General features: G+C 42.2%; 26 protein-coding genes. 2 read left to right on the top strand and 24 right to left on the bottom strand.

Translation table 11 applies throughout. The features are described 5' to 3' along the window. Window positions 1–369 (bottom strand): 50S ribosomal protein L14, encoded by a 369-nt coding sequence (rplN, locus tag IX83_RS08060; protein ID WP_038501216.1) that lies wholly within the window; start codon window positions 367–369, stop codon window positions 1–3. Between the two features lie 476 nt (window positions 370–845). Here rplN and IX83_RS08065 point away from each other — a divergent pair, with 476 nt between their 5' ends. Beyond that, the gene (locus IX83_RS08065) at window positions 846–2,036 is read left to right on the top strand and encodes an amino acid aminotransferase (RefSeq protein WP_077315937.1); all 1,191 of its coding nucleotides are present in this window, start codon (window positions 846–848) and stop codon (window positions 2,034–2,036) included. Window positions 2,037–2,394: 358 nt separating this feature from the next. On the opposite strand, the gene sstT is transcribed toward IX83_RS08065, so the two are convergent. The 5 genes from sstT to IX83_RS08090 all read right to left on the bottom strand — a co-directional run bounded on the left by sstT (window position 2,395) and on the right by IX83_RS08090 (window position 7,114). Next, complete coding sequence (gene sstT, locus IX83_RS08070) at window positions 2,395–3,645, bottom strand: serine/threonine transporter SstT (protein ID WP_038501220.1); 1,251 nt, start codon at window positions 3,643–3,645, stop codon at window positions 2,395–2,397. Window positions 3,646–3,754: 109 nt separating this feature from the next. Further along, window positions 3,755–4,402 (bottom strand): 7-carboxy-7-deazaguanine synthase QueE, encoded by a 648-nt coding sequence (locus tag IX83_RS08075; RefSeq protein WP_038501222.1) that lies wholly within the window; start codon window positions 4,400–4,402, stop codon window positions 3,755–3,757. Continuing rightward, window positions 4,402–4,821, bottom strand: coding sequence for a 6-carboxytetrahydropterin synthase QueD (gene queD / locus IX83_RS08080; RefSeq protein WP_038501224.1), 420 nt, complete (start codon window positions 4,819–4,821; stop codon window positions 4,402–4,404). The genes IX83_RS08075 and queD overlap by 1 nt, the downstream gene beginning before the upstream one ends. A 29-nt stretch (window positions 4,822–4,850) precedes the next feature. Continuing rightward, a complete protein-coding gene (queC, locus tag IX83_RS08085; protein ID WP_038501226.1) occupies window positions 4,851–5,540 on the bottom strand; it encodes a 7-cyano-7-deazaguanine synthase QueC in 690 nt (229 codons plus the stop codon). A 137-nt stretch (window positions 5,541–5,677) separates the two neighbouring features. Further along, entirely contained in the window at window positions 5,678–7,114 is a 1,437-nt protein-coding gene (locus IX83_RS08090; protein WP_038501228.1) for an NAD-dependent succinate-semialdehyde dehydrogenase, read from the bottom strand. A 105-nt stretch (window positions 7,115–7,219) separates the two neighbouring features. Between IX83_RS08090 and argG the strand changes: the two genes are divergently transcribed. Further along, entirely contained in the window at window positions 7,220–8,560 is a 1,341-nt protein-coding gene (argG, locus tag IX83_RS08095; RefSeq protein ID WP_038501229.1) for an argininosuccinate synthase, read from the top strand. A 71-nt stretch (window positions 8,561–8,631) separates the two neighbouring features. Here the strand turns inward: argG and tatC are convergent, their stop codons facing one another. From tatC to mlaD, 18 genes are all read right to left on the bottom strand, one after another. Continuing rightward, window positions 8,632–9,369: a twin-arginine translocase subunit TatC gene (gene tatC / locus IX83_RS08100; protein ID WP_038501231.1), complete on the bottom strand. Its 738-nt coding sequence runs from the start codon at window positions 9,367–9,369 to the stop codon at window positions 8,632–8,634. Continuing rightward, complete coding sequence (tatB, locus tag IX83_RS08725) at window positions 9,366–9,863, bottom strand: Sec-independent protein translocase protein TatB (protein WP_051919577.1); 498 nt, start codon at window positions 9,861–9,863, stop codon at window positions 9,366–9,368. Before tatB ends, tatC begins: the two co-directional genes overlap by 4 nt. 3 nt (window positions 9,864–9,866) lie before the next feature. Then, window positions 9,867–10,082, bottom strand: coding sequence for a Sec-independent protein translocase subunit TatA (gene tatA / locus IX83_RS08110; protein WP_038501233.1), 216 nt, complete (start codon window positions 10,080–10,082; stop codon window positions 9,867–9,869). A gap of 209 nt (window positions 10,083–10,291) precedes the next feature. Then, window positions 10,292–10,615, bottom strand: a complete 324-nt coding sequence (locus IX83_RS08115; RefSeq protein ID WP_038501235.1) for a phosphoribosyl-ATP diphosphatase — start codon at window positions 10,613–10,615, stop codon at window positions 10,292–10,294. After that, on the bottom strand, window positions 10,608–11,000 hold the full coding sequence (gene hisI / locus IX83_RS08120) for a phosphoribosyl-AMP cyclohydrolase (protein WP_038501237.1): 393 nt from the start codon (window positions 10,998–11,000) through the stop codon (window positions 10,608–10,610). Before hisI ends, IX83_RS08115 begins: the two co-directional genes overlap by 8 nt. A gap of 9 nt (window positions 11,001–11,009) precedes the next feature. After that, a complete protein-coding gene (gene hisF / locus IX83_RS08125; protein WP_038501238.1) occupies window positions 11,010–11,780 on the bottom strand; it encodes an imidazole glycerol phosphate synthase subunit HisF in 771 nt (256 codons plus the stop codon). Between the two features lie 3 nt (window positions 11,781–11,783). Continuing rightward, a complete protein-coding gene (gene hisA / locus IX83_RS08130) occupies window positions 11,784–12,548 on the bottom strand; it encodes a 1-(5-phosphoribosyl)-5-[(5-phosphoribosylamino)methylideneamino]imidazole-4-carboxamide isomerase (RefSeq protein WP_038501240.1) in 765 nt (254 codons plus the stop codon). Window positions 12,549–12,595: 47 nt separating this feature from the next. After that, window positions 12,596–13,237 carry an imidazole glycerol phosphate synthase subunit HisH gene (gene hisH / locus IX83_RS08135; RefSeq protein ID WP_038501242.1) on the bottom strand — a complete coding sequence of 214 codons (642 nt, stop codon included), beginning with the start codon at window positions 13,235–13,237 and terminating at the stop codon, window positions 12,596–12,598. Then, complete coding sequence (hisB, locus tag IX83_RS08140) at window positions 13,237–13,824, bottom strand: imidazoleglycerol-phosphate dehydratase HisB (protein ID WP_038501244.1); 588 nt, start codon at window positions 13,822–13,824, stop codon at window positions 13,237–13,239. Before hisB ends, hisH begins: the two co-directional genes overlap by 1 nt. A gap of 2 nt (window positions 13,825–13,826) precedes the next feature. Beyond that, the gene (gene hisD / locus IX83_RS08145) at window positions 13,827–15,137 is read right to left on the bottom strand and encodes a histidinol dehydrogenase (protein ID WP_038501246.1); all 1,311 of its coding nucleotides are present in this window, start codon (window positions 15,135–15,137) and stop codon (window positions 13,827–13,829) included. Next, window positions 15,134–15,796, bottom strand: coding sequence for an ATP phosphoribosyltransferase (hisG, locus tag IX83_RS08150; RefSeq protein ID WP_038501248.1), 663 nt, complete (start codon window positions 15,794–15,796; stop codon window positions 15,134–15,136). Before hisG ends, hisD begins: the two co-directional genes overlap by 4 nt. After that, window positions 15,793–17,055: a UDP-N-acetylglucosamine 1-carboxyvinyltransferase gene (gene murA, locus IX83_RS08155; protein WP_038501250.1), complete on the bottom strand. Its 1,263-nt coding sequence runs from the start codon at window positions 17,053–17,055 to the stop codon at window positions 15,793–15,795. Before murA ends, hisG begins: the two co-directional genes overlap by 4 nt. Further along, complete coding sequence (locus IX83_RS08160; RefSeq protein ID WP_038501868.1) at window positions 17,055–17,300, bottom strand: BolA family protein; 246 nt, start codon at window positions 17,298–17,300, stop codon at window positions 17,055–17,057. The genes murA and IX83_RS08160 overlap by 1 nt, the downstream gene beginning before the upstream one ends. A 20-nt stretch (window positions 17,301–17,320) precedes the next feature. Beyond that, window positions 17,321–18,103, bottom strand: a complete 783-nt coding sequence (locus IX83_RS08165) for an ABC transporter permease (RefSeq protein ID WP_038501251.1) — start codon at window positions 18,101–18,103, stop codon at window positions 17,321–17,323. Beyond that, window positions 18,100–18,879, bottom strand: a complete 780-nt coding sequence (locus IX83_RS08170) for an ABC transporter ATP-binding protein (protein WP_038501254.1) — start codon at window positions 18,877–18,879, stop codon at window positions 18,100–18,102. Before IX83_RS08170 ends, IX83_RS08165 begins: the two co-directional genes overlap by 4 nt. Then, window positions 18,876–19,469 carry an MlaC/ttg2D family ABC transporter substrate-binding protein gene (locus IX83_RS08175; RefSeq protein ID WP_038501256.1) on the bottom strand — a complete coding sequence of 198 codons (594 nt, stop codon included), beginning with the start codon at window positions 19,467–19,469 and terminating at the stop codon, window positions 18,876–18,878. The genes IX83_RS08170 and IX83_RS08175 overlap by 4 nt, the downstream gene beginning before the upstream one ends. 21 nt (window positions 19,470–19,490) lie before the next feature. Next, on the bottom strand, window positions 19,491–20,303 hold the full coding sequence (locus IX83_RS08180; protein ID WP_038501257.1) for an MlaA family lipoprotein: 813 nt from the start codon (window positions 20,301–20,303) through the stop codon (window positions 19,491–19,493). Beyond that, on the bottom strand, window positions 20,303–20,773 hold the full coding sequence (mlaD, locus tag IX83_RS08185) for an outer membrane lipid asymmetry maintenance protein MlaD (RefSeq protein ID WP_038501259.1): 471 nt from the start codon (window positions 20,771–20,773) through the stop codon (window positions 20,303–20,305). The genes IX83_RS08180 and mlaD overlap by 1 nt, the downstream gene beginning before the upstream one ends. Window positions 20,774–20,784: the final 11 nt, after the last annotated feature.

Raw genomic sequence — 20,784 nt, forward strand, 5'->3', positions numbered from 1 at the left:
TTAAATCACTTCTGGAGCCAATGATACGATCTTCATAAAACGCTCAGTACGCAATTCACGCGTTACTGGTCCAAAGATACGTGTACCAATTGGTTCTAGTTTGGCATTGAGCAATACGGCTGCATTACCACCAAAGCGGATTAATGAGCCATCCTTACGGCGTACACCTTTAGCTGTACGCACAACAACAGCGTTATAAATTTCGCCTTTTTTAACGCGACCACGTGGAGCAGCTTCCTTAACGCTAACCTTGATGATGTCACCAACAGAAGCGTAACGGCGCTTAGAACCACCTAACACTTTGATGCACATGACACGACGTGCACCCGTGTTATCAGCCACGTCAAGCGTGCTTTGCATTTGGATCATGATTATTCCTGTTCCAACTTAGTTACATTCGTGTCAAAGGACTTACCCTGACACACCCTTGCAAATTCAGTAAATTAGCGAGCACTAACTTACATGCATATAACCAGTTTTGGCCCCGTATATTGTTGTATTTCTACACAAGCACTAACAAAATATGCTTAACAATCTATGGGAAATCTGTTTAATTTAGCATTTCAATAACCCCTCACTAGCCAAAACCAAAAAACACTCAGAACCCTTAACTCACTGAAAATACTTCACTTTTAGAGTTAAGTCGCTAAGCTTTCTGGCTAGAAAGATTACTGAACTAAGCATTGTAACCTTTTTTTCTTACTTTGACAATAGCTTACTCACTTTACTTCAACATTTACGGGAAGTCCTTACTTTTTTATCAAGGTTCTTGTCTCAAAATGATTGACACCCACCCATCTTATGGCACACAATCATACACATATTGACTACTAATACTGTTTTTAATGATGTATAAACAACTCCCCCCTATCGTTCAAGATCCCATTTTCAAAATTGCGGATGCTTGCCAGAAAGACACTCGAGAAGAAAAAGTCAACTTAGCCATTGGTGTTTATTTAGATAATGATGGCAAAGTACCTTTACCCCTTTCTGTACAAAAAGCAGAAGCATGGCTTGCCGAACAACATATTCCTCGTGCTTATATTGGCATGGAGGGGTTGCCTGCTTTTAACCAGCATGTGCAAAAACTTTATTTTGGCGAACAGTCTCCAGCTTATATTGATGGTCGCATTGCCACCGTACAAACTTTAGGCGGCACAGGTGCGATCAGTCTTGGGGCAGGTTTATTGCACAAAGCATTCCCAGAAGCTCAAGCATGGATTGGCAAACCGGGCTGGGATAATCATTTTGCACTTTTTGAAGCAATGGGTATCAAAACGCACGCCTACGATTATTACTCCCATGAAAAAGGGCTTTTGTTTGATGAGATGGTATCCCTTTTCAAAACCTTAAACAAAGGCAGCATCGTTCTTTTACAACCTTGTTGTCACAACCCTACTGGCTGCGATTTAAATACGGATCAATGGTCTATCGTTCTTGACATCATCAAAGATCGTCAGCTTATTCCCTTTTTAGATATTGCTTATTTAGGCTTCGGCGAGGGATTGACACAAGATCGTCAAGTTGTACAACAGTTTTTAAATGCCAATATTCCTTTCTTATTAGCCAGTTCGTTTTCCAAAAATGTAGGGCTTTATGCGGAACGGATTGGTGCCTTATCGGTGGTTTGCCCTCAAGCCTGCGAGATAGATCAAGTGCGCAGTTATTTGCGTGTGTTAGTACGTAGTCACTACTCCACACCGCCTGCACATGGTGCTTTTATCGTCAACACCATTTTCTCTGATACGGATTTAACCACCCTTTGGCAAAATGAAGTCGATCAGATGAGAATGCGTATTCAAGCCATGCGAACACGCACCCACGAGATTCTAAAAGAACGCGTCCCCAACTTTAATGCCGATCTACTCATTACCCAAAAAGGCATGTTTAGCTACCTACCTTTAAATAGCGAGCAAATCAATGTATTACGCGAGAAATATGCGATATACATGCTAGAAAATGGACGTATTAATGTACCAGGGTTAAACACTCACAATGTAGATTATTTTGCCAACGCCCTAGCCAAGGTATTGTAATCATCGCATTTAAAGACGCTCGGAAAAAGACATGGCAACGGCTGTAAAGTCGTTGCCACTTCTCTCAAAGACGCTTCTACATTCGCTAAGTTAAACATGTAGCGAGTGTTCTAAAATTTATCCCCCCCTCTCCACGAATCAGAGTGGCGAACTTAGTTGCTCACAAATAGGAACTGATGTCTCATCGTGATGCGTTGAGGGGTGACAACCTCATCATCTTTCAACTTCTTTTCATATCAGAACATTTATTAATGTTTGTCTCAAAAAGGGAGACTCGTATTTATCTCAAAAGTTTTTTCATAAAAAAACGCTCCATTCATCACGAACAGAGCGTTCCTTGCTGACATTCAACTCAGCTTTAAACCTTTTGATTTAGTGAGGCATCATCCGCTGCTGCTGTAAACAATACATCGGTTGAAGAGTTCAATGCGGTTTCCGCACTGTCTTGAATCACACCAATAATATAGCCCACGCCAATAACGGATGCAGCAATATCACCATCAATCCCCAACATACTGCAAGCCATTGGGATTAAAAGCAATGAACCACCTGGCACACCCGATGCACCGCAAGCACCTAAAGTCGCAATCACGCATAAAACAATAGCTGTAATAGGGTGTACCTCAACGCCCACTGTATAAGCAGCTGCGAGTGCCATCACGGTAATCGTAATCGCCGCACCTGCCATGTTAATGGTCGCCCCTAAAGGAATCGAAATCGAGTAAGTCTCTTCTTTTAAATTCAATTCGCGGCAAAGTTGCATATTCACAGGGATATTCGCCGCCGAACTACGCATAAAGAATGCCGAGATACCGCTTCTTAGCAAGCACTTAAATACCAACGGGAATGGATTACGTTTCGTGACTGCAAAGACAATTATCGGATTCACTACCAATGCCACAATCAGCATCGCAATCAACAACACCGCTACTAGCTCGGCATAACCTGACAATAAATCCCAGCCTGTCAATGTTTTACCTGCCACCACAACCGATCCTGTGTTGACATCATGAATCGCTTGAGCCACCAAACCGAACACACCGATAGGTGCTAAACGAACCACCCAACCCACAATCACACTGATCACCTCAGCACCATTATCCATCAGCACTTTGGTAGGACCCTCATGACGACGTAACACTAAACCTGCTAGAATCGCCCATGTCAAAATACCAATATAATTACCTTCAGCCAAAGCGGTCACAGGATTGACGGCCATATTCATCAGCAAGTTCATCAATACTACGGTTACATCTTGAGGTGGGTTAGAACCCTGACCTGCCACCGCAATATTCAAATGCACTGGGTGAATATAACTAACTACTGCTGCCACAATTGCCGCTAATAACGTACCAAATATGTACAGCACAATAATCTTACGAAGATTCGTCTGCTGCCCCTCTTTATGCTGAGCAATCGCATGTGTAATTAAAATAAATACTAAGATTGGCGCAATCGCTTTCAAGGCTTTTACAAAAAATGTGCCCAAGAATCCTACATGACTAGCGTATTCTGGTAATGCGGTCGCCCAAATTACCCCCAGTACGATGCCCAACAGAATCTGGATCACCAGATTACCGTTTGTAATTTTTCGAAGAAGTTCAGACATAATATCCTCTCTGTAATTAGTTACCTTAACCTATTATATATAGAATAAGCATAAAGTAAACCGTTTAAATCACGATTTCTTTGATGAATGTTGTTTTATCTTGACCCATTTACTCAATCCCTGCCAACTTATGTGTTTGGATAGATAATTGCCAATGAGGATAATCTGACCCTCTAGCATTAAGCAAACCAATCTGTCGAATCGTTTCATAAATATTCATCTGACCATTAACCTCACACGGCGAAAGGTAATAATGTTCTGCTTTGATTCTATGTTCAACCCATTTACAAAATGGCAATATATCTACTTGATCCACCACGATGCGAACTTCATCAGCCTGTGTAATACAAGACTTTTGGTAACGTTTTGCGTAGAGTGCTTTTGGACTGACCGCAATATAATCAATCTCTTTGGGAACAGGTTTAAGTCCATTGGTCTCAATATGCAAACGATAGCCTCGTGCTTTCAGGATCTGCAATAAATCGCTTATATATGGTTGTATCGTTGGTTCACCGCCTGTGATAATAATCGTACGACTTTGATAAATACTTATTCTTTGTAAAATGTCCTCGGTACAATAGATTTGAAAAGCTTCATAATTCGTATCACACCATGAACACCTTAAATTACACTTCCCAAAACGCAGGAAAATACATGATGTCCCTGTAAAATACCCTTCACCTTGTAGGCTCTCAAAAATTTCAACAATGCGGTACTGATGAGAAACAGCAGACTCAGCATGAACATTTATCACCATTATTCACCATACTCACAAAAACTATTCGGCGTTTCGTATAAACGAACGTTTGACACGTCCAGTCCCGCATCACGCAAACAACGATAAACATAGATGGTCAGATTTTCTGCGGTAGTTCGTTGTTTAAAAGCAAATGTTTTCTTACCTTGACGTTCCAAAACTTCTGCCAACTCACGCTCTTGGGCATTGGTTTGATCGTACAAATAAGCATGATCCAATCGATCAATAATTTCACTTTTTACCTTAGCCTTGAGATCTGAAAAATCAATGACCATGCCTTTCTTAGGGCCATCAGTAATTAGATCACCGCTGACTGTCACTATCAAAGTATAAGTATGTCCATGCAAATTTTTGCATTTACCATCATGCGTATCCAACATATGAGCCGCATCAAAACTAAATGTTTTGCTCACTTTCATCTTTACACTCCTATGTTTTTTGATGAGGTCTAATGCGTCACGTTATCGGTTCGTTCTGTCATTAAACACAACGATGATCGTTTATTATTCAGATACTCTTGAAGCCCACGATCACGCAAAACACAGCTTGGACACTTACCACAACCGCCTTCCACGCCCTCATAGCAAGTATGCGTATGTTTTTGAACATACTCCAAATAACCCAACTCGTCTGCCAACGCCCACGTTTGGGCTTTAGTCAGCCACATCAAAGGCGTATCAATCACAAATGAATAATCCATCGCCAAATTTAACGTCACATTCATCGATTTAATAAAGACATCACGACAATCAGGATAACCTGAAAAATCAGTTTCGCACACGCCCGCAATGATATGTTGGATACCTTGTGACTTCGCATAAATCGCTGCATATAAAAGAAATAAGGCATTACGACCATCTACAAAAGTATTGGGCAAACTGTCTTTAGGTGCTTCAATACGGGTGTTTTCGTCCATCAAGGCATTATGCGTAATACCTTTGATCAAAGACAAATCCATCTCAACCTGCTTAACACCTAAGTCTTGTGCAATCCAACGTGCTTTTTCCAATTCAATAGCATGACGTTGACCATAATAAAAAGTAATGGCTTGCACATTTTCTTTGCCATATTGTGATAATGCCTGAATCAGACAAGTCGTGGAATCTTGTCCACCTGAAAAGATAACAATCGCTTTCATAAAAATTCCTTAGTTTTGATAACGCGGGAGGATTTCGAACCGCGTAAAAGCGTGATAGAAGAAATAACGCCACTTATTATAAAGCGAAAAGCCATATACTTCGTCAATTCAAGTGGTGATAGTCGCCTCAACAAATATTAAGGCTCAAGCGACACAAACTTAGTCTGCAAATAAGGTTTTAAACTATCAACACCACCTTCAACACCCACACCACTGTCTTTAATGCCCACCACTGGCGTTTCTGGCAAAGAGGAGCCAATACGATTTATTCGTATCATACCTGCCTCCAATGCTTGTATTAAGCGGTGCTGACGTTTGGCATCATGAGTAAATACATAAGTCGTTAGACCATAATTTAGACGATTGGCTGCCATGACCACTTGATGTTCATCACGAAAAGGACTAATCGTCAAAATAGGACCAAAAGGTTCTTCATTCATGATACGCATATCATCATTGACATCCGTCAAAATCGTCGGTTCAAAAAAATAACCCGAACCTTTTATTGCACGTCCACCTATCAACAATTTTGCTCCTTTTGACAAAGCATCGTCCACCATTTCTTGCATCACGTTTAATCGTCTTTCATTGGCTAATGGTCCCATCGTCGTTTCTTTGTCTAACCCGCTACCTACCACCACCTTCTTAAAAGTGGCCACTAAAGCGGTTGTCAGGGCTTCGTACTTTGATTCATGTACATAACAACGAGTTGGGGCATTACAAGACTGTCCCGCATTTCTTAATTTATGACGTACCAAAGCAGGTAATAACTCGTGAATATCTGCATCTTCAAAAATCAATACTGGCGAATGACCACCCAATTCCATGACCGTTGACATCATGGATTCAGTTGCCTTAGCTGCCAAGCTTTTACCCACCGAGACCGAACCTGTAAACGCTAGCACTCGAGTGATGGGTGAGCGAATCAAATAATCCGACACCACCTCTGGTACACCCCATACCACATTTAAAACACCTGCAGGCAAGCCTACCTCGTGAAATACTTTGGCAATATTCATCACTGCACTTGGTGCCTCTTCTGAACCTTTGATAATCACCGTACACCCCGCTGCCAAGGCGGCTGAGATTTTGCGTATTGCCTGATTAAATGGGAAGTTCCATGGTGTAATGGCCACACAAACACCGATAGGTTCACGCAATTCTAACTGCATTAAATCCATATCACGACTTTGAATCACGCGTCCTTCAATACGCATCGCCTGTTCAGCATTCCAATTACAATGTGCGACACAAGAAGTGACTTCAGACAAAGCCTCATCATAAATTTTTCCTTCGTCTAAAGTAATGTGATACGCAATTTCTGAAGCCTTTTGTCGCAATCGATCGGCTACTTGATGTAATATCTCTGCTCGTTCTGAAGCGGACTTTTGACACCACAATACAAAAGCATCATGTGCACTTTTTAATGCCAAATCAAGATCGGCCTGGTTGGCATGAGGCAGCTGACCCAACACTTGCAAAGTCGCTGGATTCATGACCGACTGTTCATCTCGTCCTTGACCAGAAAGAAACTCACCATTAATGTACAGTGCCAACTCAGGATATTGATACATATTGATTCCTAAATAAGATATTTTCTATTATCCGCATTGTTCAAAATACTTGAAGTATATATAATAAACCTTTATGAGCGTAATTTTTTGAGTATGGGATTTTTCATGGATAACCAGCACACCATTTTACAAAACGTACCGATTGGACAAAAAGTAGGCATCGCCTTTTCTGGCGGTTTAGATACCTCAGCCGCCTTGCTTTGGATGAGAAAAAAAGGGGCGATTCCTTATGCATATACCGCTAATTTAGGGCAACCCGATGAAGAGGATTATGAGGCTATTCCTCGAAAAGCCAAAGAATATGGTGCTGAAAATGCACGTTTGATCGATTGCCGTCAACAACTGGCACATGAAGGAATTGCGGCGATTCAATGCAATGCCTTTCATATTACTACCGCTGGCGTTACCTACTACAACACCACACCACTAGGTCGTGCCGTTACAGGAACGATGTTGGTAAACGCCATGAAAGAAGATGATGTTCATATTTGGGGCGATGGCAGTACTTATAAAGGCAATGATATTGAACGTTTCTATCGTTATGGCTTACTGACCAACCCTGAACTACGTATTTATAAACCTTGGCTAGATCAGGCTTTTATCGATGAATTAGGCGGTCGTGCAGAGATGTCTGAATTCTTACGTGCCAATGGTTTTAATTATAAGATGTCCGCTGAAAAAGCCTATTCTACTGACTCCAATATGTTAGGGGCGACACATGAAGCGAAAGACCTAGAATTCCTTAATAGCGGTATTCGTATCGTTCAGCCTATTATGGGCGTGCCTTTCTGGAAAACAGACTGCGACGTAAAAGCCGAAGAAGTCAGCATCACATTTGAAGAAGGCTACCCTGTTGCGATAAATGGTGTTGAATATAACCCTGTCGATCTCATTCTCAAAGCTAATGAAATCGGCGGTCGTCACGGTCTTGGCATGAGTGATCAGATTGAGAACCGTATCATTGAAGCTAAATCTCGCGGTATCTATGAAGCCCCAGGAATGGCATTACTTCACATTGCTTACGAACGTCTGGTCACAGGCATTCATAACGAGGATACGATTGAACAATACCGTATCAATGGTATTCGTTTAGGTCGTTTACTCTACCAAGGCCGTTGGTTTGACTCACAAGCATTAATGCTTCGTGAAACAGCAGAACGTTGGGTGGCACGTGCGATCACAGGTACGGTCACACTAGAATTACGCCGTGGCAATGATTACTCTATTCTAAACACAGAATCGCCTAATCTTACCTATCAGCCTGAACGCCTAAGTATGGAAAAAGTGGCAGGTGCGTTTACACCACAAGACCGTATCGGTCAGCTCACTATGCGTAATCTTGATATTACCGACACCCGTACCAAGCTAGGTATTTATAGTAAGTCTGGACTATTATCTATCTCAAATGATAGCAGCGTTCCCTTACTTAAAGACGAAAAGAAATAATGTTTTGAAATCACTATAAAACACTGCCCACGTTTTCTTATGTGGGCAGTTTTTTTATGAAGCAATAGAGTTTAGGCGGTTTCGCGTTTCTCCACCAAACGTCCAAATATCAATCCAATCTCATAAAGCACCACTAGCGGAATCGCCAACATCAGCTGACTCATCACATCTGGTGGGGTCACAATCGCCGCCACGACAAATGCACCCACGATTAGATAAGGTCTTGCTTCTTTCATTTTTTGGGTACTCGCCACTCCCGTCATCGCCAATACAACGACCGCCACAGGCACTTCAAACGTTAACCCAAATGCGAACAACATCGTCAACACAAAACTCAGGTATGATGCGATGTCTGGGGCAAACTGGATAGAATCAGGGGCCACAGAAGCAATAAAGTGAAATACATTACCAAAAACCACATAGTAACAAAATGCCATACCGAGATAAAACAAAGCACTACTGGCGATCACTAAAGGGGCGGCCATTTTTTTCTCGTGACTATATAAACCTGGTGCCACAAAAGCCCATATTTGGTACATCACCCAAGGTAAGGCAATCAAAAACGCTATCAAAAGCGTCACTTTCAACGGCACCAAAAATGGCGTAATCACGCCTGTGGCAATCATTTTATGCCCCTCTGGCAACGTCTCCATCATCGGCATCGCCACCCAGTTATAAATCTTTCCTGCCCCTGGATAGATCATCAAGACAATCAAAACAAGCAAAATACCTGCGATGGATTTTAATAAGCGACTACGTAACTCAATGAGGTGAGAGACCACACTACCCTCTTTTAATTCCTCACTCATCCCACTTTCTCCTGTGTTTCCGTCTTGCTTTCGGATGCGTCAGACGATGTTTTTTTCATCTCCTGGCTAGCCACCAAAGAGGTCTCTTTAGGCAACGGCTTATCCGTCTGTTCTACTTTCGCCACGGATGAATCGGAATCTGTGTGCGTTGGGTTTTCTTGTTGGGGCTGATGAGTCATTTGTTCTACTTCATTTTTCAGCTCCCCCAATCCAGAGGTCAGATCCTGCTTTAGCTTATCCGCACTCGATCTGAGGTCATTGACGGCTGATTCAAATGGATTCGCCACACCTTGTTCTATCGTTTTCTTTAAATCTTTTACTTCGTCGATATTGATTTCGGACTGCAAATCAGATTTTAAATCATTCATGTATCGTTGAAATCGTCCAAATAGCAGTCCTGCTGACCGTGCAACCTTAGGCAATCGTTCTGGCCCCAACACCACGAGTGCCACGAGAGCAATAATAAATAACTCTCCAAAACTAAATCCAAACATGATTTATGCGTCTTTTTTCTCTTTGGCCTGAACGTCAACCGTCTGATTTTCTGCGGGATTAGGCAAAGATTTTTCTTCTTGAGATTCTTGCATGCCTTTCTTAAACCCTTTTACCGCACCACCAAGGTCTTCCCCGATGTTACGTAATTTTTTCGTACCAAATACTAATGCAACGATCACTAACACAATTAGCCAGTGCCAAATACTCATACTACCCATCTTATACTCCATTCATTAAGTTTGTAGTGATAACAAATTGTAGCATAATCGCTATTTTTCTTAGTTTGATTCACGCATCACCATCTAGGCATCATCTTTTTTTACACTGGGAACAAAATCTTCTTAAACCCATTCAATCATGCTCACACAGCCGACACATTCTTTCATACTAAGGAGAGAATCTGATCGTCAAAAGCGTTTCTGTCACTTTATTCAGAACGACTCGCTTTTTCTTTCAACCCTGATAGTCCCTCTCTTCGAGCCAATTCACCTAACACCTGATCAATAGAAATATCGTAATAATTTAAAGCGACCAATAAGTGAAAGACCAAGTCTGCAGACTCATACACCATATGTTCACGATCTTGATCCTTGCAAGCCATCACAAACTCGACCGCTTCCTCGCCCACTTTCTTTAAAAAAGCATCTGGCCCTTTTGCGTACAACTTTGCCACATAAGACGTATCGGGATGCCCATTTAGTTTTCGGTCTTTAAGTATTTCGCTTAATTTGTTTAATATGGATTCATTCATGATGATAAATATCTTTTGGATCTTTCATGACGGGATCGACAGCCTCCCAAGTCTGGGTCTCCCAATCTAAACGTTTGTAAAAACAAGAAGTACGTCCCGTATGACAGGCAATTTGCTGTTCTTGAGTCACCGTTAACAAAATAACATCGCCATCACAATCGGTACGAATTTCATGGACATGCTGTACATGCCCCGATTCTTCACCTTTGTGCCATAACTTACAACGAGAACGAGAAAAATAAACGGCTTGCTTCGTTTGAATCGTTTTTGTCAATGCTTCATGATTCATCCAAGCCACCATTAAAATACGACCTGTCTCTTTGTCCTGTGCAATTGCAGGAATAAGGCCTCTTTCGTCAAAAGAAAGAATATCTTTGAATCCCATTACCCTACCTTAACGTCTAACAGATATACCCGCTTTAGCCATATATTCCTTAGCTTGAGCAATGGTATAGTCTCCATAATGAAAAATACTGGCAGCCAACACAGCACTGGCCCCACCTTTTTGTATGCCATCACACAGGTGTTGAAGATTTCCCACACCGCCTGAAGCAATCACTGGCACAGGTACTGCCTCACTAATGGCTTGAGTTAAAGATAAATCAAAACCATCTTTTGTGCCGTCTTTATCCATGCTGGTCACTAATAGTTCACCCGAACCATAATCAGCCATCTTTTTTGCCCATTCAATCGCATCGATTCCCGTACCTTTGCGACCACCATGCGTATAGATTTCATAACCACTAGGCAAATGCTCACTTTTACGTGCATCAATCGCCACCACAATACACTGTGAGCCATAGTAAGTAGCTGCTTCACGTACCAAGTCTGGACGCAAGACGGCTGCACTATTGATAGAAATTTTATCAGCACCCGCATTTAGAAGTTTATCAATATCCGCCAGTGTTCTTACGCCACCTCCGACAGTAAGCGGAATAAACACTTGTTCTGCGACAGCTGTTATCACTGATAAGAGTGCTTCTCGATCATCACTTGTAGCGGTAATATCCAAAAAAGTTAATTCATCCGCCCCTTGATCGTTATAGCGTTTAGCAACTTCTACTGGATCACCAGCATCCCTTAATCCAACAAAGTTAATGCCTTTAACCACTCGACCGTCTTTAACATCTAAACAAGGAATAATGCGATGGCACAAAGCACTCATGTATTAGTCTTCCTCATCATAAAGATCACGATCACTTAATGAATCCGCCAAATCTTGTGCTTGCACAAAATCAATCTTGCCCTCATATAGACTGCGTCCCATAATCACGCCCTCTATACCCTCGCTTTCAAATTCACATAACTGACGAATATCTTCGATACTGCTTAACCCGCCCGAAGCGTAAATCGGAATATCGACTTGTCTGGCTAAATCCACTGTCGCTTGGATATTGATACCTGACAACATTCCATCACGGCCGATGTCGGTGTAAATAATGCTGTCCACCCCATAGTCTTCAAAACGTTTAGCGAGATCGACTACATTGTACTTAGAAATTTTCGTCCAACCATCTGTGGCAACCTGTCCATCTTTAGCGTCCAAGCCAACGATGATATGCCCAGCAAAGGCACTGCAAGCCTCTTCCACAAAACTAGGTTTTTTCACCGCCGCTGAACCGATAATGACGTATTCAATACCCATATCCAAGTAAAACTCAATCGTTTCCAAATCACGGATACCGCCACCGATCTGCACAGGCAAATCTTCATCAATCGTTTCTAAAATTTGGTCAATCACCTCATGGTTCTTGGGTTTTCCTGCAACCGCCCCGTTTAAGTCCACCAAATGAAGTCTTCTGGCACCTAAATCGCTCCATTTCTGAGCAATGTTGACAGGGTCTTCTGAAAAAATCGTTGCATCACTTAAATCACCTTGACGCAAACGCACACATTTACCATCTTTTAGATCAATAGCTGGAACTAGCAACATGATTACAATATATTTCTAAGTTAAAGTTAATAAACACAAGTATATAGCTAGATTTGCCAATTCACAAAATTTTTTAACAAAACTAGACCATTATTTGCACTTTTTTCGGGATGAAACTGAACCGCAAAAATATTATCCTTGGCGATGACGCTATCAAACAACAAACCATATTCCGTTTGACCAAAAACTACATCAGGACTACGCGATGTATCGGTATGAACAAAGTAGCTATGAACAAAGTAGAAAAATGCACCATCATCAATACCCGCCCACAAAGGATGCGGTTTTTGTGTCACCTTATTCCATCCCATATGCGGCACTTTCAATCGGTTTTTTCCCTCGAATGCAGGACCAGAAAACTTTTTTACATTCCCTGCAAACCATCCTAAACAAGGCGTATTCCCCTCTTCACTATGTTCTAGCATCATTTGCTGGCCCACACAAATCCCCAACAAAGGTTTAGATAAGGCAACTTTCTGGACAGCCTCCATCAACCCTGAATTTTCAAGGTTTTTCATGCAATCGCCCATCGCTCCTTGACCTGGAAACACAACCTTATCCGCACGTTCGAGATCTTGAGCTTGTCGTGCAAAGTACACCTCATCTTTTGCGTCACATACATGTTCTAACGCTCTTTTGACGGAATGTAGATTCCCCATTCCATAATCGACCACGGCGATTTTACTCATTACAACACGCCTTTTGTAGAAGGAATAACATTGATTGCACGTTCATCAAGCGTTAAAGCCATTCTCAATGCACGTCCAAACGCCTTAAACACCGTTTCCGCCTGATGATGCGTATTTAAGCCACGAATATTATCGATATGCAAAGTGATTTTGGCATGGTTCACAAACCCTTGAAAGAACTCTCTAAACAAGTCCACATCAAAGGTACCGACTCGTTCACGCGTAAAGTCCACGTGATATTCCAAACCTGGACGACCTGAAAAATCCACTACCACGCGTGATAAGGCTTCATCTAAAGGCACATACGAATGACCGTAACGAATAATGCCTTTTCGATCACCGACCGCTTGAGCAATCGCCTGTCCCAATGTAATGCCAATATCTTCCACAGAGTGGTGATCATCGATATGCGTATCGCCTTGGCAAGTGACCTCTAGATCGATCAAACCATGACGTGCGATTTGATCCAACATATGATCTAAAAAAGGAATGCCACTATTTAGTTTCGCACTGCCTGTACCATCTAAATTTACGGCGACCGAAATCTTTGTTTCGGCTGTATCACGATTAATCTTTGCAACACGCATCATTACACCTTTTTAAAACGATATTCTGCACTATGTGCATGGGCTTGTAACCCCTCTCCATAAGCCAATCTTGCTGTTAAAGGACCGAGTGTTTTAGCACCTTGTTCAGAGATTTGAATAATACTCGAACGTTTCTGAAAATCATACACCCCTAGAGGTGAAGAAAAACGGGCTGTCCTCGCTGTAGGCAAGGTATGGTTAGGGCCTGCACAATAATCACCAAATGATTCTGAACTATAGGCACCTAAAAATAAAGCGCCCGCATGATGAATTTTTTCAGCTAATGCGGATGCGTTAGTCGTAGAGATTTCCAAATGTTCAGGAGCGATTCGATTCGCAACATCACATGCTTCATCTAAATCTTTTACTTTGATCAAAATACCTCGATTAGAGAGACTGGTTCTGAGAATCGCTTCTCTTGGCATATTCGCGATCTGACGTTGCATAGACGCTTGAACCGCATCTAAAAACGCTTCATCTGGACTTAATAAAATCGCTTGTGCCAATTCATCATGTTCAGCTTGTGAAAACAAATCCATCGCGATCCAATCTGCAGACGTACTACCATCACAGATAATCAAAATCTCACTGGGACCAGCCACCATATCGATACCCACGGTACCAAACACACGTTTTTTCGCCGATGCGACATAAGCATTTCCTGGACCCGTGATTTTATCGACCTGTGGAATACATTCAGTACCATAAGCCAAGGCAGCAATCGCTTGAGCACCCCCAATACGAATGACTCTATCTACCCCCGATATCGCCGCACAGGCCAATACCAAATCATTTTGTTGATCATTAGGCGTTGGGCTCACCATAATGATTTCACCCACTCCTGCTACTTTGGCGGGGATGGCATTCATCATCACCGAAGATGGGTAAGCCGCTTTGCCACCTGGTACATACAAGCCCACTTTATCTAACGGCGTGACTTTCTGTCCCAGCACCGTACCATCTTCTTCTGTATATTGCCATGACGTTAATTTTTGTTTTTCATGATAACGACGAATACGGTCGGCCGCTTGTTCTAAATCTTCGCGTTGCGTTTTATCCAAACTATCTAACGCCCGTTTCATCTGTGCAGGCGTGACTTCCAAGTCTTGCATACAAGTTGCTTGACTGCGGTCGAACTTTTGGGTGAACTCAAGCACGGCCTCATCACCTCTTTGTTTTACCGCTTCCAAAATATGCGTAACCGCCTCTTCAATCGCCTTATCTTCGCTCGCATCAAACGCCAGCAAGGTTTGTAAAGATGGCAAGAAATCGTGATCTTGAGTATTTAATCGATTAATAAATGGCTGCTTCATTTTTGATTAACTGTCTCTTCAAATGTTCTAATAATGGGCATTAAAAGTGAGGTTTTTGTTTTCAGTGACGCTTTATTCACAATCAAACGAGAAGAAATCGGCATCACATATTCGGCCACTTTTAAATGATTGGCTTTCAACGTATTACCCGTGGAGACCACATCTACAATCGCATCAGCCAACCCCATCAGTGGGGCTAGTTCCATCGAGCCATACAATTTAACCAAATCCACTTGTACGCCCTGTGATGCAAAATAACGTCGAGTAATTTCCACGTATTTAGTTGCTACTCTTAATCTAGCACCACGAAATACCGCCGCATGATAGTCAAAGTCCTCTCTGACAGCGACGGCCAGATGACATTGTGCTATTTTTAAGTCAACGGGTTCATATAGCTGGCTTTGATGGCTCAATGTATATTCTTGTAGCACATCTTTGCCTACAATGCCAAAATCTGCCGCCCCATACTCCACATAGGTGGGCACATCTGACGCACGCACAATCAACAATCGTAAATTTGGGTCAGATGAAGGCAATACGAGTTTTCGAGACTGTTCTGGGTGTTCAGATACGTGAATCCCTGCTGCTTCCAACAAAGGAAGTGTTTCATCAAAAATACGCCCTTTTGATAAGGCTAATGTTAATGGTTGTTCTCTCATGATGTCGATATTCTTTCAATAACAGCACCTACCGATCTGAGTTTTTCAGCCATTTGATCATAACCGCGATCTAAATGATAAATGCGATCAATAATGGTCTCCCCCTCAGCAGCCAATGCAGCAATGACTAAGCTTGCAGAGGCTCTTAAATCCGTTGCCATAACTTTTGCACCGTATAATTGAGGCACTCCCTCAACCACTGCGGTATGACCGTCTAGGGTGATTTTTGCCCCCATTCTCATCAATTCTGGCACGTGCATAAAACGATTTTCAAAAATGTTTTCCACCATCACAGAACTACCTTCAGCCACGACATTCATCGCCATAAGCTGTGCCTGCATATCGGTCGGAAATCCGGGATATTCACTTGTTTTAAAGCCTACTGCACGAGGACGTTTATCCATCTTCGCATGAATCCAATCCGCCCCTGTTTCAATCTGCATACCTGCTTCAATCAGTTTGTCCAAAACTGCCCCTAATGTATCAGGAGCCGCTTTTCTAAGCCACAATTCACCCCCTGTGACACCTAAAGCACATAAAAATGTGCCTGTTTCAATGCGATCGGCCACTACACGGTAAGTAGCACCATGCAAGGATGGAACTCCCTGAATAACAATACGGTCCGTACCATGCCCTGAGATTTTCGCCCCCATCGCATTCAGCAAATTCGCCAGATCCACGACTTCAGGTTCTTTGGCCGCATTTTCTAAAATCGTTGTGCCTTTTGCCAATACCGCTGTTAACAGAAACTGTTCCGTACCGCCCACGGTCACCATATCCGTACGAATGCTATTACCCGTTAATTCATCGCACTGAGCATAGACAAAACCATGTTCCACCGTGATAGTCGCACCTAATCGCTCCAGCCCCTTAATATGCTGATCAACAGGTCTTAATCCTATCGCACACCCTCCTGGTAAACTGACTTTTGAGGATTTAAGGCGTGCTAATAAAGGCCCCAACGCTAGTATTGACGCACGCATAGTCTTTACGAGTTCATAAGGTGCTTCATTCGATATCAGTTGACTAGCTTGTAAGACAATCTTATTTTCAGCCTTATTCCACTGAACGTTTACCCCTAACTGAGTCAGTAATTTAACCGTGGTATCAATATCATTTAATGTCGGGACATTGTGTAATTCCAACGGTTCATCGGTTAATAAACAAGCAAATAATATCGGTAACGCCGCGTTCTTTGCTCCCGAAATCGTGATCTCACCATGAAGAGGGTTACCCCCCACAATCCTCAATTTGTCCATTATTTTCCTTGGTTGGCGTATTCTGCAGGCGTTAATGTTTTCATGGATAAAGCATGAATTTCTTCACGCATTCGATCACCTAAAGCCGCATATACCAGCTGATGACGGGCGATCAGACGTTTGCCCTCAAACGCTTCACTTACGATCAATGCTTCAAAGTGTGCACCATCGCCCACTACCGTCACTTTCTCACAAGCTAAGCCTTTCTCAATATGTTCACGAATCGAATCAGGTGTAGGTAACAACATAACCATCCTATAAAAAATTAATAACGCAACTTATAACCTGTTGCCAACATTCTGAGTGCAATGGCAGAAGTGATCAACAATGTTAATAATACAACAGCAAAACTATGCCATGGGGAAACATCTGCGATTCCGAAAAAACCATAGCGAAATCCATCTATCGTGTAAAACAAGGGATTCCAATGAGACACGGTTTGCCAAAAAGGGGGCAAGCTATGTACGGAATAAAAAACCCCTGACAAAAAGGTAGCAGGCATAATTAGGAAATTTTGAAAGGCGGCTAAATGATCAAATTTTTCAGACCACACACCTGCCACCAATCCTAAACTCGACATAATGGCACAGGCCATGATAGAAAAGATAATCAGCCAAATAGGCGACACTGGTATCACCACCGCAAATATACAAGAGGCGACCCAAAGTGCCAAACCTACGCATAAACCTCTGGCACACGCCGCAACAATATAAGCGGAGAAAATTTCCCAATAAGAAAACGGTGGTAATAAAATAAACACCAAATTACCTGTAATACGACTTTGGATCAAAGACGAAGAGGTATTGGCAAATGAGTTTTGCAACATACTCATCATCATTAAACCGGGAATGAGAAAATGCAAATACGGCACCGATCCATACACCTCTGCCTTACCTTTCATCGCCTGTGAAAACACCAGCAAATAAAGCAATGCGGTCACTACAGGTGCAGCGATGGTTTGGGTAGATACTTTAAGATAACGCATCATCTCTTTGTACAAGAGTGTAGGAAATCCCGATGAAAAACGTTGTGACACACGACTGCTCATGTTGATTCCTTATTCATCACTTTTAAGAAAGTATCGTCTAAATGTTCGCTTTGGTAAGCGGTTAACAAATCCTGTGGTGTCCCTTGTTCCACAATCTTACCGCGTTTTAAGAAAGCCAATCGATGACACATCTCTTGGGCTTCTTCCAAATAATGTGTCGTTAAAATAATCGTATGCCCTTCTTTGTTAAGACGGGTAATAAACTTCCATAAGCCATGTCTAAGATCGACATCCACACCCGCCGTGGGTTCATCTAACACAATAACAGGCGGTTTATGAACTAAGGCTTGTGCGACTAACACACGTCTTTTCATGCCTCCAGACAAACTTCTCATATTGGATTCAGCTTTATCTAAGAGGCCCAAATTATCTAAAATCTCATCGATCCAATCATCATTATGACGTAACCCATAATAGCCCGATTGCAACCGTAACGTTTCTCTGACTGTAAAAAACGGATCATAGACTAATTCTTGAGGCACGATACCCAAGGAACGACGAGCCATCCGATAATCTTTTACCACATCGTAACCGCAGACTTTGGTCGTACCCGATGTTGCATAAACCAATCCTGCAAGAATAGAAATGAGGGTGGTTTTTCCAGCACCATTGGGTCCCAACAGGCCAAAAAACTCGCCCTCATGAATATGCAAAGTCGTTTCAAATAATGCTTGGAATCCTTTGGATATGGGGCGACCTAAGAGACGTGACCAAAACGAGGGTTGTTCATCATAGATCTTAGATACGCGGTCAAACGAAACAATAACCTTACTCATTGTTTTTTCTTGCTCAAGGCTTCTACCAAACCATCGATACCATGGCGACTGATTTCACCTGCAAATTGGTTACGATAATTTTGAATTAACCAAATACCCTCTACGGCCAAATCGTAAACCAACCAACTATCGTTAGTTTGAATCATTCGATAATCCACACGAATACGGTTAGTTAGATTCTCTAAGACACTAGAAACCACCACGTCTTTGGCTTTAGGATCGCCTCTAAACGGCAACATCGTAATCTTCGTATCCTTATCTACCGCCTTAAACGCACCACTATAGGTTTGCATCAATGTCATTGAAAAGCCATCCACTAATGCTTTTTTCTGTGCATCAGTCGCTTGTCGCCATGGTGCACCAACAGCCAATCTCGTGGCACGGTTCATATCCACATAAGGCATCACGTATTGATTAACGACCTCTTGAATACCTTCAATATTCCCAGCATGAGCAGAGTCATTTTCTAATATCGCTTTTAGCGTTTGGTTTGCTATCTTTTCGATAAAATCATTGGGATTGGGCAGTGACCATGCTTGTGACGCGATACACAAACAGCACATCGTCAAAAATGTTTTTAGTAGTTTCATATCTATACCTTTTTTCAATCATTAGGGGGAATCGGGATCATCATACTGAGGAACGTTTAAAGCATCCTCTGGATCATCGTATTGCGGTACATTAGGAGCGGCTTTTGAATTATCATCCTGATCAGGATCCTCATAACTTGGCACGCCACTACCACCTGTAACACCATTTATTCTGGCTTTTCTTAACTGTAAATAGGAGTCGCGAATAAAACTATATTTATCCAAAGCGATATTGTCCACCAAACTTTCTGCTTGTAAATACGACGCTCGGACATCCACCCATTTTAAAGCATATACTGGATTTCTAACGCGAACTGGATAAATATCTAATAAGGACGCATTCAGTGCGGATGGCACCCATGCATCCACCGCCATGCCCGCAGCATCTCTAAACGTACTAGGACCAAAAAACGGCAAAACCAGATAAGGACCACGTCCCACACCCCATTTTGCCAACGTCACACCAAAGTCATTAGAAATAGCAGGCAAGCCTCTTTCAGCGGCCAAGTCTTTACAACCGCCACCACCCATTGTGGTGTTAAACAACACACGACCAATGGTATTAAAAAAATCGATAAAACTACCTTGAGCAAGGCTATTTGCACCTGACCACACTTCACCCACATTAGAATAAACGCCATGAATACATTCACGTGCAACCGCTGGAACATATCGGTTATAGGCTTTGGCTACGGGCTTTAACACAATACTATCCACGGTATCGTTAAACGCATAAACCGCACGGTTATAAGGCTCTAAGGGGTCATCAGGATTAGTCGTGCTACACGCCGATAATATGCCTGCACAAGCTAAGATCAATAGATATTTTTTCATTATTTTGAACCTTGTTTTTCGGCACTAGAGAATAAGAACTTACTAATCAAATCCTCTAACACAATGGCACCTTGGGTAAACTGAACATAAGCACCATCGGTCCAATTCTGTTCATCTGCTCCTGGGGTAATGCTCACGTATTGGTCACCTAACAATCCCGCTGTGTTGATAGACAAAGAGCTGTCTTGCGGAAAGACGTAAGGTTCATCAATACTAATATCCACAATGGCTTTAAAATCCTGATTATCAAAGTGAATCGCTTTGACGCGACCGACCACAACACCATTAGATTTCACTGCCGCATTCGTTTTCAACGTCCCCACATTATCAAATTTTGCCGCGATATGATAGGTCTTTTGAAACAAACTAAATGAAGTCATATTGCCTGCACGCAAGGCCAAAAAGATCAGTGCGATAATGCCTAACAATACGAACACACCCACATAAAATTCCGTTTTTCTTTCTGTCATTTTGTAACCTT

The sequence above is a fragment of the Basilea psittacipulmonis DSM 24701 genome, from assembly GCF_000743945.1.
GTDB lineage: Bacteria > Pseudomonadota > Gammaproteobacteria > Burkholderiales > Burkholderiaceae_B > Basilea > Basilea psittacipulmonis.